We start from the raw sequence: 16,485 nt of genomic DNA, 5'->3' as shown, positions 1-16,485 counted from the left end.
CAGGCCGCAACAGCCGACTGCGGGCTTCGATCACCCGCACCCGACCCGGAAACCAACTCCATGACGTCCACGCACCCATTCTCACAGCAATCGAACGAAATTTCGATTCAATAACCATCCCTCGATCAGGTGATCAAGGCCCCGAAAACGCGAAAACCCCTACACGACAAGCCGATCAGCAGCACGACCAAGAAGCCGCAGCAAGAAGATCACCGGAATTCCGAAGCTGACGACGTCTCAGCAGGAAGCGGCGAAACCACGCCTGCGAAGCCGTCCTGAACGTCCCCGATCCATCACCGATACCGGAAACCCGCCGGAAAACACACCCTGCTCGTGTTCGCGGGCGCGGGGTGCTCGTTCGGCGGCAGACGGCGGTGACCCTCTGCGCCGAGGGAAGTCGGCACCTTCAACGTCGAATCAAACGCTCGAACAGTCAATGCGGAGCGGCCGGCTCGTGAGCGCGACGGTCAAGGATGGTCCGAGGCTTCCGCGATTCGCGCGGAACCGTCCCACCCCAGGCGCAGGCATCGACGACTTCGCGCGAGAAAAGCCCCGATCAACTCGGAAACCGGGGCCGACCACAGAGAACCAACGCAAGGGGCCCGACTGACGATCGACCCCGCCCAACAACCGGATGCCGACCGGCGGTAGTGCACTCCGCCCACCTCGGCCACCCTAGGGGTGAGGTCTGCGCAGGAGGCGACTGTGAAGGTCATCATCGTCGGAGCCGGGATCGGTGGCCTGACCACCGCTCTGCACCTGCACCGCGAAGGAATCGACTGCGCGGTCCACGAGCAGAGCCAACACACCACCGAACTGGGCGTCGGGATCAACGCGCTGCCGCACGCGGTCAAGGAGCTGGCCGCGCTCGGCCTGCTCGACCCGCTGGACGAGATCGGGATCCGCACTCGCGAGCTCTGCTACGCCCACCGACTCGGGCCGGTGATCCTGCGCAAGCCGTGCGGGCTCGACGCCGGATTCGACTTCCCGCAGTTCTGCCTGCACCGGGGCAGGTTGCAGGCCGTGCTGCTGCGTGCGGTCCGAGCACGCCTGGGTGCCGACGCGGTGCGGACCGGACACCGGCTCACCGCGTTCACCCAGGACGCCGGCGGAGTCCAGGCGCACTTCGCAGACCGGCGCGGTGGCGCCCCGGTCACCGAGCGCGGCGACGTCCTGGTGGCCGCCGACGGCATCCATTCGACGGTGCGCTCCATCCTCTTCCCAGCGGAAGGGCCTCCCCGGTGGAACGGTGTCATGATGTGGCGCGGCGCGACCGACTGGCCGGAGTTCGACGGCGGCCGTTCGATGATCGTCGCAGGTGGCACCGCGGCCAAGCTGGTCGTCTACCCGATCGCGGCGGGCCGGAGTCCCGGTACCCGGCTCACCAACTGGGCGATCTGCGTGCAGACCGGGAAACCCGGTGCAGCGCCGCCGAAGCGCCAGGACTGGGCCAGGCCCGGCGACCGGGCGGAGCTGGCCCGCTACATCGGGCGGTTCCGGTCGCCCGCGGTCGACCACGCCGGGCTGGTCGAGGCCACCGAGGAGATCTTCGAGTTCCCGATGTGCGACCGCGATCCGCTGCCCGCCTGGACCCGCGGTCGGGTGACGCTGCTGGGCGACGCGGCCCACCCGATGTACCCGATGGGCTCCAACGGAGCAGGGCAGGCGATCCTCGACGCCACCTGCCTCGGCGGCCACTTGGCGCAGTGCTCCGATCCCGCCGAAGCACTGCTGGCCTACCAGCACGACCGCTTGGCGACCACCAGCGAGATCGTGCTCCGAAACCGCCGAGGCGGCCCGGAGAACGTCATCGACGAGGTCGAACGCCGCGCCCCGAACGGTTTTTCGCACATCGACGACGTGATCGACCCGGCAACGCTCGAAGCGGTCATCGCCGCCTACGCCCAAGCATCGGGAGCCTCCCAGCAGCAGGTGAACGGCCCGCCGCAGTGAAGACCTGGCGCTGGGTGAGCGGTCTTGATCCACTGAGCGCCGGATCGCGACGATGGGAGAGAACCGGGGAATTGCCCGACAACGCGCAGCCCGATGACGTCGCCGAGACCACTTCCGGGCTCGGCTTCGGTCTGCACCACGTGCAGCTGTCGATCCCGCCGAACAGCGAGGACGACTGCCGCCGGTTCTGGGTGGACGTGCTGGGCATGACGGAGACCCGGAAACCGCCGGTGCTCGCCGCCAGCGGCGGCCTGTGGGTCCGGGCCGACGACCTGGAGATCCACCTCGGCGTGGAGGAGGACTCCCGCCCGGCGAAGAAGGCGCACCCCGGCATCCTGGTCGCAGACCTCGACGGCCTCGCGAAGCGGCTGGAGGGCAGGGGAGTCGAGGTCACCTGGGACGATGACTTCCACGGCCACCGGAGGTTCTGCGCGAAGGGCGACCCCGGCAACCGTCTGGAGTTCCTGGCCCCGGCTCCGGATACCCGCTGACCTGCCGCTTGCGTCAGGTGAGGAGCACCGGACGCGTGTCGTCGACGCTGGAGGCCACATCGTTCGGGATGTCGACGGCGGCGACCCGGCCGGAGTCGATCACCGCGAGTCGCACAGCCGTGGCGCTTCGTCCATGAAGCGCGTGACCAGCAGGATCGTGCCGCCGCGGTCGCGGACGAGTTCGATGAGCTCCCAGGCGTCGCGGCGGGCCTGCGGGTCGAGACCGGTGGTGAGTCGTCGAGCACTACCACCCTCGGGTCGCCGATCAGCACGAGAGCGGTGGACATCGTTGCTTCTGCCGCCGGAGAGCCTGCGGAACTGGGCGCCGACCTCGAGCGTGTCCGGCAGGTCGCTCTGCCGCAGCTGCGCGCCGAGCAGTTGCCGCAGCTCGCGGTCGCCATCAACCGATCGGGGATGCCGGGTCAGCTCGTCGCGTGTCGGTGCCTGCTGGTAGCAATGGCGTCGTGCGGTTTGACATTGAACAGCGGCGGGCCCGGCTGGTCGCCCGGCAGCACCTCGCCGGGACGGCGAGCGACCCGGTGCGGGCGGCGGCAGACGTGGTGGTGCTGCACGCGACGGACCCGGCAACGGTCTTCCTGTCGGTGCTCGCCCGCTGCCCGTCGGCGTCGCTCGAGGATGTCGCCAAGGTCATGTACGACGACCGCGAGCTGGTCCGGATGCTGGCGATGCGCCGCACGCTGTTCGTGGTGCCGACCGATCTGGTGCCGGTGGTGCACAACGCCGCGTCGCTGGAGGTCGCCGACCGGCAGCGCAAACGGCTGATCCAGCAACTCACCACGATTCCCACCGATCCGGAGCTGCCCGCCGATGTCGAGGGGTGGCTGCGATCGGTGGAGTCGTCGGTGGAACAGGCGCTGGCGGAGCGCGGTTCGGCCACCGCGGCGCAGCTGTCCGCCGACGAGCCCCGGCTGCGGACCGCTCTGCTGCCGACGTCGGGCAAGAAGTGGGACGTGAAGCGCAACATCACCACGAACGTCCTGGTGATGATGGCGGCCGAGGGCCGGATGGTCCGCGCGCAACCGCGCGGCTCGTGGACCTCCCGCGCGCACACCTGGGAACCGGCGTCGAGCTGGTGGCCGCGGGGAATCCCCGAGCTGCCGGACGCCAAGGCCCGCCTGGTCGAGCAGTACCTGCGGCGCTTCGGCCCGGCCACCGTCGCCGACGTCCAGTGGTGGACGGGCTGGACGCTCGGAGCCACCAGGAAGGCCCTCGCCGCGCTGGACACCGTCGACGTCGGCTGCGGGCTGGTCATGGCCGACGACACCGCGGCCGACGAGCCCGCAGCCCCGACCGCCGCGCTGCTGCCCGCGCTCGATCCCACGCCCATGGGCTGGAAGGAACGCGACTGGTACCTGCCCGAGGACTCCCGGCCCCTGTTCGACCGCAACGGGAACATCGGTCCGACGATCTGGTGGGGTGGTGAGGTCATCGGGGGCTGGGCGGTGCGCCCGGACGGGGAGATCGCCACCAGCCTGCTGGTCGATCGCGGCACGGCGGCGGCCGGTGCGGTGCAGGAAGCCGCCCGTGCGCTGCAGCCCCGCCTGAACGGAATCCCGGTGGTCCCGTCCTTCCCGACACCGCTGGAAAAGCAACTCCGCACGGCGTGATACGGCCGCCGTGGGACAGTCGGCGGCGGGAGCTGATTCTGCGGAACTTGCCGCTGGTGGCGCGTTCCACGGCGGAGCGCCTGTCGTCGACGCGTCAATATGTCCTTTTAGGACTATAACTGCTCAGCCCACCGTCCGCCGAAGAGCGCCCTCGTCGCTCCAAAGAAGCCGCGGCCAGTCGCTTCGGAGCATGCCGGTGAGTTGCGCGGGATCTGTTGCCACCAGGCGAAAGAAGCCTCACCAGGATTGCGTGGGAGAGAGGGCGCGAGGGCAAGGGGGCACGCTTTGGCCGTTCAGCATGACCAACGTCGCCGTGGAATAGCCCGTTACGTTGGTGGCCTGGTCGGTCAGGTAGTACCAGAAGTCGGTGTCGCCCACCACGTCCCCTCGCGCGTAGCAGTGCACGTCCACGGGTTGGTTCTTGAAGCCCTCGCCGAGTCTGGGGGAGTTGAGGCGGGGTTCGGCGTGGATGTACACCCCGTCCGCGGTGAAGTGTCCGGGAGCGGGCACGGGTGCCTGGGCGTGAGCCGGGGAGAACGACCCTCCCAGCAGTCCGGCCGCGAAGGCGACCACGGCGGCGATCCTGCTTCGTCGGAACATCCGTATTCTCCTCATATTCGTTGCTGTGGAAGGGATTCCAGGTAAGGGAAGCACGCGCTGATGCGGCGAGCCAACTTCAGCCGCCGCTGTTCACCCACCCCTGCTGCTCTGTCGATCGCGGATCTCGGCGTTGCGATCCTGTTGCGCGGCAGGTGTCTCGCTCGGTTGGGTGGGTGGGCGAATTCCCTTGCTCTGCAAGATGTGTCGAGCACGTGCAGGCGGTCGCAGCGCTCAAGACGGCCATGACGGTGGCGATGGTGCGGTCACGAGGGCTCCGGTGACGCTGGAGCGGGGTGATTCTGCGGTACTTGCCGCGACGCCAGCATGACCGAGATCGCCACCGCGGCCGGTGCCGGTCGCGCAACGCTCTACCGCTACTTCCGGCCCGGGAGGGGATCGCGCGGTTGAGTCGCGCCATCGTCACGACGGGGCGCAAGTACGTCGCGCTGGCGGAGCTGCCGCCCGGTCTCGTGGACGCCCGGGCCGTCGAAACGCGGATCGTGGAGCCGATCCGCGCTCTGCTGGTCCGGGGCGAGGCGGACGGCACGCTGCGACGACCTCGATGCGGAAGCGCTGCCCGCCACGTTCCTCGGCATCGGTGACGTCCTTGATCAAGCTGTCCATTCGCGGTGGTCAGGGCGTCGAACAGGTCAGCGCCGCCGCGACCACCGCCTTCCTCGACGGCGCCGCTCGAACGCAGCTCTAGTCGGACGCCCTCTCGCTGAGCTCGTGCAGCGAGGCCATCTGGGCGTCGAGCCCGGCTGCGGTCTCGGCCGCGGATTTGAGCTCGGCGGCGAAGTTCTCCGGCACCTCGCCCCCGCTCTTGTAGAGCAGCTCGTGCTCGACGGCGGCCCAGAAGTCCATCGCGATGGTGCGCAGCTGGAGCTCGACGGCGACCAGCTCGGTGCGGTTGGACAGGTGCACGGGCATCTTGATGATCAGGTGCAGGCTGCGGTAGCCGTTCGGCTTCGGCTCGGCGATGTAGTCCTTGGTCTGCACGATCTCGATCTGGTGCTGGCGGATGACGTCGCGGAGGAGGTAGACGTCGGAGACGAACGGGCACACCACGCGCACGCCGGCGATGTCGGTGAGGTTCTCGCGCGCCGACTCCGGGCTGACCGGCAGCCCGCGCCGGGCCAGCTTGGCCGCGATCGCTTCCGGGCGCTTGATCCGCGAGGTGATGTGCTCGATCGGATCGTGCTCGTGGGAGTAGTCGAACTCCTCGCTCCAGATCCGCAGCTTGGTCATGAGCTCGTCGACGCCGAACTTGTGCATCATCAGCAGGTCGCCGGTCCGGCGCATGAACGCCAGTGCGTCGTCGCGTTCGGTGTCGCTGAGCTGTTCGAGGGCGTTGACCTGCGGGTACGGCCATCGGCGGGAGCTGCCGCGCGCTGACCTGACCTCAAAACTCATCGACGCTCCTACTACTCCCGGACTGCTCGACTCCAGACTAGGCCGAACGGGCCGCGCGGACCCGGGCGCGGGCGGCCGGGAACCTGCGGGCGGGGCTCGGTGGCCGCGGAGCGAAGCCGTCGCCGCTGGTCGCAGCGACGGCTTCAATCCGGTTCGGGCCGATCAGAGGACCTTGTCCAGGAAGGTCCGGATGCGGGGGTGGGTGTTGCTGTCGGCGAAGAACTCGTCCGGCGGGAGGTCGGCGACGATGTGCCCGTCGTCGACGAAGACGACGCGGTCGGCGACCTTGCGGGCGAAGCCCATCTCGTGCGTGACGACGACCATGGTCATGCCGTCGTCGGCGAGCTCGGACATGATGTCGAGCACGTCCTGGACGACCTCGGGGTCCAGCGCGGAGGTCGGTTCGTCGAAGAGCATCAGCTTCGGGTCCATCGCGGCGGCGCGGACGATCGCCACGCGCTGCTTCTGCCCGCCGGAGAGCCGGTTCGGATAGGCCTCGGCGCGTTCGAGCATGCCGACGCGCTCCAGCAGGGCGCGCGCCTTCGCCTCGGCCTCGGCCTTCGACCTCTTGAGCACGTTCACCTGCGGCAGCACGACGTTTCGCAGCGCCGTCATGTTGGGGAACAGGTTGAAGTGCTGGAACACCATGCCCATCCGGGAGCGCAGCCGGTCGAGGTCGACACCGCTGCCGGTCAGCTCCTCGCCGTCGAAGCGCACGCTGCCGGAGGTCGGGGTCTCCAGCAGGTTGAGGCAGCGCAGGAAGGTGGACTTGCCGCCGCCGCTGGGGCCGATCACCGCGACCACCTGGCCGGGCTCGACGGTGAAGTCGATCCCGCGCAGCACCTCGGCATCGCCGTAGCTCTTGGTCAGGTCCTTGACTTCGAGTAGTGCCATCAGATGTACACCGCCATCTTCTTCTCGATGGTGCTCGTCGCGAAACCGATGAGGTTGGTGATCAGGTAGTAGAGCAGCCCGATGAACAGGTAGACCGTCAGCGCGTCGAACGTGCGGGAGATGATCGTCTGCCCCACCAGGAAGAGCTCGTGGATGGTCACGAAGGACACCAGCGCCGAGTTCTTCGTCATCGAGACGAACTCGTTGCCCAGCGGCGGGAGCATGCGCAGGAACGCCTGCGGGATGACCACGTGGCGCATGGCCGAGGCGTGCGACATCCCGCACGACCGCGACGCCTCCAGCTGACCGCGGTCGACGGACTGCACGGCACCGCGGAAGATCTCGGTCACGTACGAACCGCTGTAGAGCCCGAGGGCGATGATCCCGGCGGCCATCGGTGGGAGTTGCAGCCCGAGCTGGGGAAGTCCGAAGTAGATGAAGAACAGCTGGACCACGAACGGCGTGCCGCGGATCACCGAGACGTAGGCGGTGCCCAGCCACCTGAGCGGTGTGATCCGGCTGAGCTTGGCGAAGCCGCCGATGGTGCCGAGCAGCAGGCTCAGCACCAGCGCGCTGAGGATGACCTGGAGGCTGACGAGCAGGCCCTGCCAGATCTGCCCCGAGGACTCGACGATGGTGGCGACGTTGAACAGGGGGCGTTCGGCCGGCTTGGCGGCGGTGGCCTCCGCGCCGAACCACTTGTCGGTGATCTGGTGGTACGAGCCGTCGTCGTGCATCTGCTTGAGCGCGGCGTTGAACGCGTTCCGCAGGTCCGCATCGGCCTTCTGGAAGGCGTAGCCGTAGTTCTCCTCGGTCAAGCGGTCACCGACCTGCTTGAGACCGCCCTGCTGGGCGATGAAGTACTTCCCGCCGGGGGCGCCGGTCACGACGGCGTCGGCCTGCCCCAGCCGCGCCGACGAGAACATCTGCTCGTTGGTCTGGACCGTGATCAGCTGCGCGGCGGGTTGGTGCTGCTTGAGCCACTCGACGGACTTCGTGCCCACTTGGACGGCGACCCGCTTGCCCGCCAGATCTTCGAGCGAGGAGATCGAGTCGTCCTTCTCGTTGGTGAAGATGGCGAGGCCGCCGGGGTAGTAGACGTCGGTGAAGTCGACGGCTTTGGCGCGTTCGGCGCTGATGTAGATCGCCGAGGCGCCCACGTCGATCTGGTCGGCCTGCAGCGCGGGAACGATGTTGCCGAACGGCATCTGGACGAACTCGACGTTCTTGATCCCGGCCCGCGCGGCCAGCGCCCGGACCAGGTCGACGTCGAAGCCGAGCTGATCTCCCGCGGCGTCGGTGAACTCGAACGGCGGGAAGGTGGCGTCGGTGCCGACCCGCAGCGCGAGCTGACCGGACCGCAGCGCTGCGAGCTTGTCGGAGGGGGGAGGTTCTTGCGCGGTCGCCGCGTTCGCGGGCGCGAACACGAGCAGGCAGGCGGCCAGACCGGCGAGGAGCGCGGTCATCAGCCGCCCCCGGATCCGCTGACGGGGCATCTCAGCGTCCTTCCAGGACAGATCGGTCGGCAGCGCTCATCGCGATCGTGTGCACGAGGCGGGCCGCGACCCGAGCGGTGCGGTTGTCGATGTCGTAGGTGGGGTTCAGCTCGGTGATGTCGGCCAGGACGAGCTTCGGGTCGTTGCCGACCAGCCGGCACACTTCGATGACGACACCGGCGGGTACGCCGAGGGTCGAGGGGGCGCTGACCCCGGGCGCCTGCGCGGCGGGGAGCACGTCGAGATCGATCGACAGGTACAGCACGTCGACGTCCGCGGTGAAGGCCCGGACGAATTCGACGACGTCCTCGACGTGCCGTTCCTGGCAGTCGAGGTCCAGCAGGTGGCGGACGCCGAGCTCGGCCGCCGTGGTGAACAGCGCGGCGGTGTTGCTCGGCTGGCTGATTCCGATGACCGCGTAGGTGAAGTCGGCGCCGCGCTCGGCCTCCCCGGCGGCGATCTGCCGGAACGGGGTGCCGGAGGTCGCGCGATCGGCTTGCCGGAGGTCGAAGTGCGCATCGAGGTTGAGCACGCCCAGGCGCCGCCCGTCGAGCAGGCCGCTCCGCGCGAGCCCGAGGTAGGAACCGTAGGCCGTTTCGTGCCCACCGCCGAGCACGAACGGGAGGTTCCCGGCGCCCAGCTGCGCCGCGACGGCTTCGGCGAGGCCGTCCTGCGCCGCTTCGAGAGCATCACCGCTGACCGCGACGTCGCCTGCGTCGTGCACGACGCTCTCCGGCTGGATCGCGAACGAACCCAGCGCAGCGCGGATCGCGCCCGGGCCTGCTTGCGCCCCCGGTCGGCCACCGTTGCGGCGGACTCCGATGTCGCTGGGAAACCCGATCAGCGAAACCCCGGTGGCACCGGGTGATTCGTTGATCGCGCTGTGCCACCTGCGATGTTCTGGTCCGGGTCCGTCGGTGCGCCCGGTCCACTCGGGAGCGGATGTGCTCACGTGTGCGCCTCCAGTCTGCTGATGTCCTGCGCTGCGGCGTGAGTGAGCGTTATGAGGGACTCACGCCGTGCCCGGACGCGGAAATCGGGGGCCATCGTGCTGACCACGCCGACGAGGTCGTGGTTGCGGCCCAGCACGGGCACGCTCACGCCCCACACGCCTGGATCGACCTGGCCGACGCTCACCGCGAAGCCCTGGTCCCGAACGCGCCGCAGGTCGCTCGCCAACTTCTCGGCCTGCGCGGTGGTCAGCCCGTGCGCCGCGGCGGCCCGCGAGACCCGGTCCCCGGGCAGGTGCGCGAGCAGGGCTTGGGCGCTGGCTCCGAAGGTGAGCGGCTTGCTCAGCCCGGGCGAGAAGCTGCAGCGGATGACCCGTGTTCCCTCGGCGGCTTCGATGCAGAGCACGTCGTTGTCGCGGGCGATGAGGAACGCGGCGAGTTCGTCGGTGTCGGTCGCCAGCCGCCGGAGGCGAGCCCGCACCCCGCCCTGGTTGAGCACTTCCCGCCGGTAGTTCTCGGCCATCTGCACCGTCAGCGATCCGGCGCAGTAGCGGCCGCGCGTGCGTCCCTGGTGCACCAGTCCGATTTCGACGAACGCGGTCAGGTGCCGGTACACGGCGCTGGAGGGAATGCCGGTGCTGGCGGAGATCTCCTCCGCCGTCGCGCTCTCCTGCTCGGCGAACACCGCCAGGATCCGCGCTGCCCGTCCACCGGCTTTCCGGTTCGTTTCCGCGCTGGTCACGGCGGGGACAGTACGTCGGCGACGTGCGGCTGCCCAGTCATTTCTCCCAGTGAATGGGAATGTGATTCCCAGTGTTCGGGCGGATGCGGAGAGGAGCGGTCGGTGGCGAAGCGAGATGGCCGACAGTGTCGGCTCGACCACGGAACGCCGCGCACAAGCGCTCTTCTCGCGACTCACGCCTCGCCACAGTGGACGGTCCGGATGTTGCGACAGGGCTGGGACGTGACGTGGACGGTGTTTCGACATGGGGTCGGCAAAGTCGGCTCCATGACGCAGGTTCAGCCGATCAAGACCGCTGGGGTGAGCGGTGCGCACCTGCCCGCGCTGGACGGGTTGCGGGGGATTTCGATCCTCGGGGTGCTGTTGTTCCACACCGGCCACCTGTCCGGTGGTTTCCTCGGGGTGGATCTGTTCTTCGCGCTGTCCGGTTACCTCATCACCGGTCTGCTGCTGCGGGAGATCGCGACGACGGGGGCGGTGTCGCTGGTCGCCTTCTGGGGGCGGCGGATCCGCCGGTTGCTGCCTGCGCTGGTGGTGATGCTGACGGCGGTCGCGGTGCTCGTGTGGGCGGTGGGCTCGCCGGACGTGGTGCGGACGACGCTCTCGGACGGTCCGTGGGTCCAGCTGAACCTGCTCAACTGGCACCTGCTCGCGGAGTCGGCCGGCTATTGGGACCGGTTCGGGCCCGACCGGGTCTTCGAGCACCTGTGGAGCATCGCGGTCGAGGAGCAGTTCTACCTGGTCTGGCCGGTGCTGGTGCTGGTCATCGCCCGGCGCGGGCGGGTCGGCCGCCGGGTCGCGGTGGCCGCGGCCTCGGTTTCCGCCGTCTCACTGGTGCTGATGGTCGTGCTCGCCGACCCGGCGGATCCGACCCGCGTCTACACCGGCACCGACACCAGGGCGTTCTCATTGCTGCTGGGCGCCTTGGCCGCCACCCGACCGGTGCAAGCCGTGCTGGCCCGTGCGGTCGGTCGATCGGCGGGCGCCGTGATGGCGCTGCTGCTGACCGGGATCGGCGCGATGTGGCTCCTGGCCGACGGGGTGGATTCGCGGTGGCTGTTCACCGGTGGGCTCTTCGTGCACTCGCTGGCCGCCGCGCTGCTGATCAGGCTGTGCGCGCAGGCACCGCAGGCGCTGGTCGCCAAGGGCCTCGCCTGGCGGCCGCTGCGCTGGCTGGGGCTGATCTCCTACAGCCTCTACCTGTGGCACTGGCCGGTCATCGTGCTGCTCGGACCGCAGTTGCCGGGACTCGGCGAGTGGGCCCGGACGGTGCTGGTGTTCGCGGTGTCCATCGGCTTGGCCGCGCTGTCGAAGTACCTGGTCGAGGACCCGATCCGGTTCCGCGCCAGGTGGGCAGCGGGGCGAAGCGGCTTGCTCGTGTTCGCAGCGGTGATGATCGGGCTCGCGGTGCTGTGGCTGGTGCTGCCCGCGCCGGCTCCGGCCGTCATCGACATCACGAGACTGGGCTGATCACCTGATCAGCGGGCAGGTCCGCCGCTCGTCGGACTCCGGGGTGGGTTGGACGAAGTGGACCTGCACCTTCTCGTTCCGCGATCCGCCGCTCTGCACGTGGACGCCCAGCGCGGTGCACACCAGCTGGTCGATGCCCCGCGGAGTCACCTCGCCGATCGTCAGCGGCACGCCGAGCCGGATCAGGCCCGGAGTGGTGACCACTTGGACCCGCGTCACCCCGGTTGCCGCGATCTCGGTGTGCAGGCCCGACCCGCCGGGGCCCGCCAGCAGCAGCGACATGGCCTCCGAGATCGTGCCCAGCCGGTCGGTGAGCCGCAGGTTCGGGCGGAGCTCGCCCCGGGAATCGACGAAGTACAGCGTCACCCCGGGTGCCACCCCGGTCGGGGCCGGCCTGCCCGCGGTGACTTCGGAGGGCTGGACGCCGCAACCCGCGAGCAGCAAGACCGCTGCCAGCAACCAGATCCGCTTCACAACTCCTCCAAGTCACGCGGCAGTCGCAGCACGAACCGCGCACCGCCACCGTCGGCGTTGCCCGCGCTGAGATCGCCGCCGTGCAGCCGGGCGTTCTCCAGTGCGATCGCCAGTCCGAGCCCGCTGCCCGGGGTGCGGGTGCGCGCGGCGTCGGCCTTGTAGAAGCGGTCGAACACGTGCGGCAACGCGCTTTCGGGCAACCCGGGCCCGGCGTCGGTGACCTCGATCCGCGCCTGCTCGCAGGACGCCGAGATGCGCACGCGCACCGGCGGTTCACCGTGCCGCAGCGCGTTCCCGACCAGGTTGGCCACGATGACGTCCAGCCGTCGCCGGTCCGCGCGCAGCAGGACCTCGTCCGGCGCCACCAGGTCGACCCGCTCCAGCCAGCCGCGGGCGCGCAGGCAGTCCCGCACGGCGCCGACCACGTCGATCTCCTCCACCCGCAGGTGCGCGGTTCCGGCGTCGAAGCGGGAGACCTCCATCAGGTCCTCCACGAGCTGAACCAGCCGGTGCGTTTCGGTGATCGCCAGCTGCGCGGACTCCCGGGCGTCGGCGTCCATCCCGTCGGCGGTCGTCGCCAGCACCTCCACCACCGCCGTCAGCGTGGTCAGCGGGGTGCGCAGCTCGTGCGAGACGTCGGCGGCGAACCTCTTGGCGTCGGCTTGCATCCGCTGCATCGCGGCCATCGACGTCTGCACCGATTCGGCCATCTCGTTGACGGTGACGGTGAGCTCGGCCAGCTCGTCGGCGCCCTGGGGCGAGGTCCGCGCATCGAGCTCGCCGTCGGCCAGCCGGCGGGCGGTGTCGCGGAGTTCGCGCACCGGGCGCAGCACGCTGCCCGCCGCCAGCACTGCCAGCAGCACCGCCAGCGGCAGCGCCAGCGCTGCGGTGATGACCGCCTGCCAGGCGAGGGCGTCGATCTGCTGGTCGACATCGGTGAGGTCGCGGGCGGTGTAGACCTCGATGCCCGACGGGATGCGCGCACCATCGACAGCGGTGATCACGATCGGCGTGCCGACCAGCAGCCACGGCCTGCCCTCGGCGATGATCCGCTGCGTGACCAGCCGGTTCTGGACGCGTACCGCGGTGCGCAGCGCATCGGTGACCAGCTCGGGCCCGGCGCCGTCCGCGGACCGCAGGTCCTGGTAGGTCACCAGCGCGTTCGCGCCGACGGCCGCGCGCAGCCGATCGAGCGCGCCCTGGTCCGGCGGATAGGTCAGCTGGGGAGCGATCGGAGCGATCTGGCCGACGACGGTCTCGGTCAGCCGCTGCTCGGTCGAGGTGACCAGCGCGGTGCTCGCCGATCCGGCGCTGGACCAGGCCGCCGCGGCGGCACCGAGCACGGTAACCAGCGCGAAGGCGGCCAGCAGCCGGGCGCGCAGCCCGCGCGGCCACAGCCGCCGGGTCACACCGGTCCGAACCGGTAGCCGAACCCGCGCACGGTCTGCACGTACTCCGGGGTCGCCGGACTGGCCTCGATCTTCGCCCGCAGCCGCTGCACGCAGTTGTCGACCAGCCGGGAGTCACCGAGGTAGTCGTGCTCCCACACCTGCTCCAGCAGTTGTTGCCTGCTGAACACCTGGCCAGGGGCCTGGGACAGGGTCAGCAGCAGGCGCAGCTCGGTCGGCGTCAGCGACACCGGTTCGCCGCGCGACGACACCGTCAGCGAGGCGGTGTCGATGCGGAGATCGCGGTGGACCCGCACGCCGTCCTGGGCGCCGGTGCTGCGGCGCAGCACCGCGCGGATCCGCGCGTCGAGCACGGTGGGCTGCACCGGCTTGACGACGTAGTCGTCCGCGCCCGCCTCCAAGCCGGTGACGACGTCGAAGTCGTCACCGCGTGCCGTCAGCACGATCACCGGTACGTCGCCGGCGGCCCGGATGCGACGGCACACCTCGAACCCGTCGACGACCGGCAACATCAGGTCGAGCACCACCAGGTCGGGCGTGGCCGAGCCGAACTCGCGCAGCCCGTCCTCGCCGGTGTCCGCGGTGCGGACGTCGTGACCGTGCCTGGACAGCGCGAGCTGGAGTCCCCGCCGGACCAGGGGATCGTCTTCGATCAGCAGAATCGACGCCACCGGTCCATTATCGACAACGCCGACCGCCACCGGCTGCTGCGGCGGGTTCCTGCGACACGACCGCGACATGGCGGCGGAGGTGCTGGGACACGGCGACGGCACCGTCGAAGCCATGAGCAAGACGCGAAATCTCGTCCTCGGCCTGACCGGGCTGTTCCTGCTGACCACCGCCTGCGCCACCACGACCGGAGCGCCTGCCGGTGCCGACGACCGGGCACTGCCCAAGGTGGTCCTCCTCGGCGACTCCGTCGCGGCGGGGGAGGCGTTGCCCCTGGCCGCGGCGTTCGAGGCCAGCGGGGTCGAGTTCCAGTCGCTGGCCTCCGACGGCGGCGGGAACGTCGTCGGACCGTTCGCCGACGAGCAGTGGAAGGAGCTGCACGGCAAGCTCCGCTCCGCGGAACCCGGCGTGGTCGTCTACCAGATCACGTCCTACGACTGGGGCAGTCCGCAGGAGCAGCAGGCCGCCTACGAAAAGCTGCTGACCACCGTGACCGGGATCGGCGCGGAACTGCTCTTCGTCACGATGCCGCCGATCGAGCCCGACGACTTCTACGAGCCGCACGTGGCCGACCTGGACCGCGCACCCGAGGCCGCCCGAGCGGTCGCGGCGGGTTCGGCGGGCCGGGCCCGCGTGCTCGACGCCGGCGAGGTGTGGGGCAGTACCTACCAGCAGATCAAGGACGGCAAGCCCGACCGCAGCGACGACGGCATCCACACCTGCCCGCAGGGCGCGGCCCGCTTCAGCAACTGGCTGCTCGGCGAGCTGGCCGAGCAGTACCCAGGCTTCACCCCGGCGGCCCCGCAGACCTGGGCCAACACCGGCTGGGCAGCGGACACCCGCTTCAAGGGCTGCTGACCGCTCAGCCCCGCTGCGCGCTGCCCGTGCCGTGCGCGAACGAGCTGTGCTCCGCGCCGCGCACCGGTTCGGGCTGGCGCCGCAGCTCCGCGAGGCAGCGTTCGAGGTCTCCGGCCAGGAGGTCGGCGAGGTCGTGGGTGAAGCCGTTGCGGACCACGATCCGCAGCACCGAGAGGTCGGTGCGGTTGGCCGGGAACGCGTAAGCCGGGACCAGCCAACCGCGCTCCCGCAGGTGCGCCGACACGTCGAAGACGGAGTAGCCGGTGACCTCCTCGCGCAGCGTGAAGGCGAACACCGGTAGCTGGTCTCCCCGGGTGAGCAGCCGGAACGGTCCCAGCCCTGCGATCCGGTCGGCCAGCGAGGTCGCCACGTCCCGGCAGTTCTGCTGGACCCGGCGGAAGCCCTCGAAGCCCAGCCGCAGGAACGCGTAGTACTGCGCGACCACCTGCCCGCCCGGCCGGGAGAAGTTCAGCGCGAACGTCGGCATGCTGCCGCCGAGGTAGTCGACGTCGAAGACGAGGTCCTGCGGCAGCGCAGCGGCCTCCCGCCACACCACCCAGCCCACACCCGGGTAGACCAGTCCGTACTTGTGCCCGGAGGTGTTGATCGAGGCGACCCGCGGCAGCCGGAAGTCCCAGTGCAGGCCGGGGTCGCAGAACGGTGCGATCATCGCCCCGGAGGCGCCGTCGACGTGCACCGGGAGGTCCCAGCCGCGCTCGGCGGACAACCGGTCCAGCGCGGCGCAGATCTCGGCCACCGGTTCGTAGCTGCCGTCGAAGGTGGAGCCCAGCACCGCCACCACTCCGATGGTGTTCTCGTCGCAGCGGGCGACGGCTTCGGCGGCGTCGAGGTGGAAGCGCTCACCTTCCATCGGCACCAGCCGCGCCTCGACTTCCCAGTAGTCGGCGAACTTCTCCCAGCAGACCTGGACGTTGGCGCCCATCACGATGTTCGGCCGGTCGGCTGGACGCCCGGCCGCGCGCCGGGCGTGCTGCCAACGGCGTTTGAGCGCCAACCCGGCCAGCATGCACGCCTCGCTGGAACCCGTGGTGGAGCAGCCGATGGTGGACTCGGGTTCGGGTGCGTGCCACAGGTCCGCGAGCATCCGCACGCAGCGCTGCTCCAGCGCGGCCGTGCGCGGATACTCGTCCTTGTCGATCATGTTCTTGTCGAAGCACTCCGCCATCAACCGATCGGCCTGCGGCTCCATCCAGCTGGTGACGAACGTGGCCAGGTTGAGCCGAGCGTTGCCGTCGAGCATCAGCTCGTCGTGCACGACCTGGTAGGCCACGTCGGGGTCGAGCGCCCGCGCGGGCAGCCGGTTGCGCGGCACCTGAGCCGGTTCGGCGACGAACACCGGATTGATCGACAGGTGCTCCCGGCGGGAATCCCGGCTGCGGCGATGCCCCCGGCTCCGTGCGGTCATGCCTGCCAACGC

General features: G+C 69.9%; 17 protein-coding genes. 7 read left to right on the top strand and 10 right to left on the bottom strand.

Features of this window, described 5'->3' with window-relative positions; translation table 11 throughout:
* Positions 1–705 precede the first annotated feature (705 nt).
* The 3 genes from C4T78_RS04200 to C4T78_RS04185 all read left to right on the top strand — a co-directional run bounded on the left by C4T78_RS04200 (position 706) and on the right by C4T78_RS04185 (position 4,072).
* Positions 706–1,953 (top strand): flavin-dependent oxidoreductase, encoded by a 1,248-nt coding sequence (locus C4T78_RS04200; protein ID WP_093347009.1) that lies wholly within the window; start codon positions 706–708, stop codon positions 1,951–1,953.
* Between the two features lie 71 nt (positions 1,954–2,024).
* Positions 2,025–2,444 (top strand): VOC family protein, encoded by a 420-nt coding sequence (locus C4T78_RS04195; protein WP_093347012.1) that lies wholly within the window; start codon positions 2,025–2,027, stop codon positions 2,442–2,444.
* Positions 2,445–2,908: 464 nt separating this feature from the next.
* Positions 2,909–4,072 carry a winged helix DNA-binding domain-containing protein gene (locus C4T78_RS04185; RefSeq protein ID WP_093347015.1) on the top strand — a complete coding sequence of 388 codons (1,164 nt, stop codon included), beginning with the start codon at positions 2,909–2,911 and terminating at the stop codon, positions 4,070–4,072.
* A gap of 237 nt (positions 4,073–4,309) precedes the next feature.
* Here the strand turns inward: C4T78_RS04185 and C4T78_RS04180 are convergent, their stop codons facing one another.
* On the bottom strand, positions 4,310–4,672 hold the full coding sequence (locus C4T78_RS04180; RefSeq protein ID WP_093347018.1) for an SH3 domain-containing protein: 363 nt from the start codon (positions 4,670–4,672) through the stop codon (positions 4,310–4,312).
* Positions 4,673–4,996: 324 nt separating this feature from the next.
* Between C4T78_RS04180 and C4T78_RS37385 the strand changes: the two genes are divergently transcribed.
* The gene (locus C4T78_RS37385) at positions 4,997–5,080 is read left to right on the top strand and encodes a TetR family transcriptional regulator (protein ID WP_093347020.1); all 84 of its coding nucleotides are present in this window, start codon (positions 4,997–4,999) and stop codon (positions 5,078–5,080) included.
* Positions 5,077–5,274: a hypothetical protein gene (locus C4T78_RS35950; RefSeq protein WP_143185731.1), complete on the top strand. Its 198-nt coding sequence runs from the start codon at positions 5,077–5,079 to the stop codon at positions 5,272–5,274. The genes C4T78_RS37385 and C4T78_RS35950 overlap by 4 nt, the downstream gene beginning before the upstream one ends.
* A 100-nt stretch (positions 5,275–5,374) precedes the next feature.
* On the opposite strand, the gene C4T78_RS04170 is transcribed toward C4T78_RS35950, so the two are convergent.
* The 5 genes from C4T78_RS04170 to C4T78_RS04150 form a co-directional block, all read right to left on the bottom strand.
* On the bottom strand, positions 5,375–6,085 hold the full coding sequence (locus C4T78_RS04170) for a GTP pyrophosphokinase (protein ID WP_093347023.1): 711 nt from the start codon (positions 6,083–6,085) through the stop codon (positions 5,375–5,377).
* A 162-nt stretch (positions 6,086–6,247) separates the two neighbouring features.
* On the bottom strand, positions 6,248–6,979 hold the full coding sequence (locus C4T78_RS04165; protein WP_093347025.1) for an amino acid ABC transporter ATP-binding protein: 732 nt from the start codon (positions 6,977–6,979) through the stop codon (positions 6,248–6,250).
* Positions 6,979–8,475 (bottom strand): ABC transporter substrate-binding protein/permease, encoded by a 1,497-nt coding sequence (locus C4T78_RS04160; RefSeq protein WP_093347027.1) that lies wholly within the window; start codon positions 8,473–8,475, stop codon positions 6,979–6,981. Before C4T78_RS04160 ends, C4T78_RS04165 begins: the two co-directional genes overlap by 1 nt.
* Before the next feature lies 1 nt (position 8,476).
* Positions 8,477–9,427, bottom strand: a complete 951-nt coding sequence (gene hutG / locus C4T78_RS04155) for a formimidoylglutamase (RefSeq protein WP_093347030.1) — start codon at positions 9,425–9,427, stop codon at positions 8,477–8,479.
* Complete coding sequence (locus C4T78_RS04150; protein WP_177247400.1) at positions 9,424–10,167, bottom strand: IclR family transcriptional regulator; 744 nt, start codon at positions 10,165–10,167, stop codon at positions 9,424–9,426. Before C4T78_RS04150 ends, hutG begins: the two co-directional genes overlap by 4 nt.
* 267 nt (positions 10,168–10,434) lie before the next feature.
* Between C4T78_RS04150 and C4T78_RS04145 the strand changes: the two genes are divergently transcribed.
* Positions 10,435–11,637: an acyltransferase family protein gene (locus tag C4T78_RS04145; RefSeq protein ID WP_093347037.1), complete on the top strand. Its 1,203-nt coding sequence runs from the start codon at positions 10,435–10,437 to the stop codon at positions 11,635–11,637.
* On the opposite strand, the gene C4T78_RS04140 is transcribed toward C4T78_RS04145, so the two are convergent.
* The 3 genes from C4T78_RS04140 to C4T78_RS04130 are packed head-to-tail and all read right to left on the bottom strand — an operon-like array spanning position 11,638 to position 14,191.
* Entirely contained in the window at positions 11,638–12,111 is a 474-nt protein-coding gene (locus tag C4T78_RS04140; RefSeq protein WP_093347040.1) for a hypothetical protein, read from the bottom strand. It lies immediately after the preceding gene.
* Complete coding sequence (locus tag C4T78_RS04135; protein WP_093347043.1) at positions 12,108–13,520, bottom strand: ATP-binding protein; 1,413 nt, start codon at positions 13,518–13,520, stop codon at positions 12,108–12,110. The genes C4T78_RS04140 and C4T78_RS04135 overlap by 4 nt, the downstream gene beginning before the upstream one ends.
* Positions 13,517–14,191: a response regulator gene (locus C4T78_RS04130; RefSeq protein ID WP_093347046.1), complete on the bottom strand. Its 675-nt coding sequence runs from the start codon at positions 14,189–14,191 to the stop codon at positions 13,517–13,519. Before C4T78_RS04130 ends, C4T78_RS04135 begins: the two co-directional genes overlap by 4 nt.
* 112 nt (positions 14,192–14,303) lie before the next feature.
* On the opposite strand from C4T78_RS04130, the gene C4T78_RS04125 reads away from it, so the two are divergent.
* Positions 14,304–15,047: an SGNH/GDSL hydrolase family protein gene (locus C4T78_RS04125; RefSeq protein WP_235863035.1), complete on the top strand. Its 744-nt coding sequence runs from the start codon at positions 14,304–14,306 to the stop codon at positions 15,045–15,047.
* A gap of 4 nt (positions 15,048–15,051) precedes the next feature.
* Here the strand turns inward: C4T78_RS04125 and gad are convergent, their stop codons facing one another.
* The gene (gene gad / locus C4T78_RS04120; protein ID WP_093347052.1) at positions 15,052–16,473 is read right to left on the bottom strand and encodes a glutamate decarboxylase; all 1,422 of its coding nucleotides are present in this window, start codon (positions 16,471–16,473) and stop codon (positions 15,052–15,054) included.
* Positions 16,474–16,485: the final 12 nt, after the last annotated feature.

Source organism: Saccharopolyspora kobensis (genome assembly GCF_900108315.1).
Taxonomy (GTDB): Bacteria; Actinomycetota; Actinomycetes; order Mycobacteriales; family Pseudonocardiaceae; genus Saccharopolyspora; species Saccharopolyspora kobensis.
Note: the sequence above shows the minus strand (reverse complement) of the source record. Positions and strands in the feature narration are given on the sequence as shown.

Bases quoted from the DNA above. Each gene is read 5' to 3' on its own strand.
- C4T78_RS04180 (WP_093347018.1), bottom strand. From the start codon at position 4,672: ATGTTCCGACGAAGCAGGATCGCCGCCGTGGTCGCCTTCGCGGCCGGA.
- C4T78_RS37385 (WP_093347020.1), top strand. From the start codon at position 4,997: ATGACCGAGATCGCCACCGCGGCCGGTGCCGGTCGCGCAACGCTCTAC.
- C4T78_RS04170 (WP_093347023.1), bottom strand. From the start codon at position 6,085: ATGAGTTTTGAGGTCAGGTCAGCGCGCGGCAGCTCCCGCCGATGGCCG.
- C4T78_RS04165 (WP_093347025.1), bottom strand. From the start codon at position 6,979: ATGGCACTACTCGAAGTCAAGGACCTGACCAAGAGCTACGGCGATGCC.
- C4T78_RS04160 (WP_093347027.1), bottom strand. From the start codon at position 8,475: ATGCCCCGTCAGCGGATCCGGGGGCGGCTGATGACCGCGCTCCTCGCC.
- C4T78_RS04145 (WP_093347037.1), top strand. From the start codon at position 10,435: ATGACGCAGGTTCAGCCGATCAAGACCGCTGGGGTGAGCGGTGCGCAC.
- C4T78_RS04125 (WP_235863035.1), top strand. From the start codon at position 14,304: ATGAGCAAGACGCGAAATCTCGTCCTCGGCCTGACCGGGCTGTTCCTG.
- gad (WP_093347052.1), bottom strand. From the start codon at position 16,473: ATGACCGCACGGAGCCGGGGGCATCGCCGCAGCCGGGATTCCCGCCGG.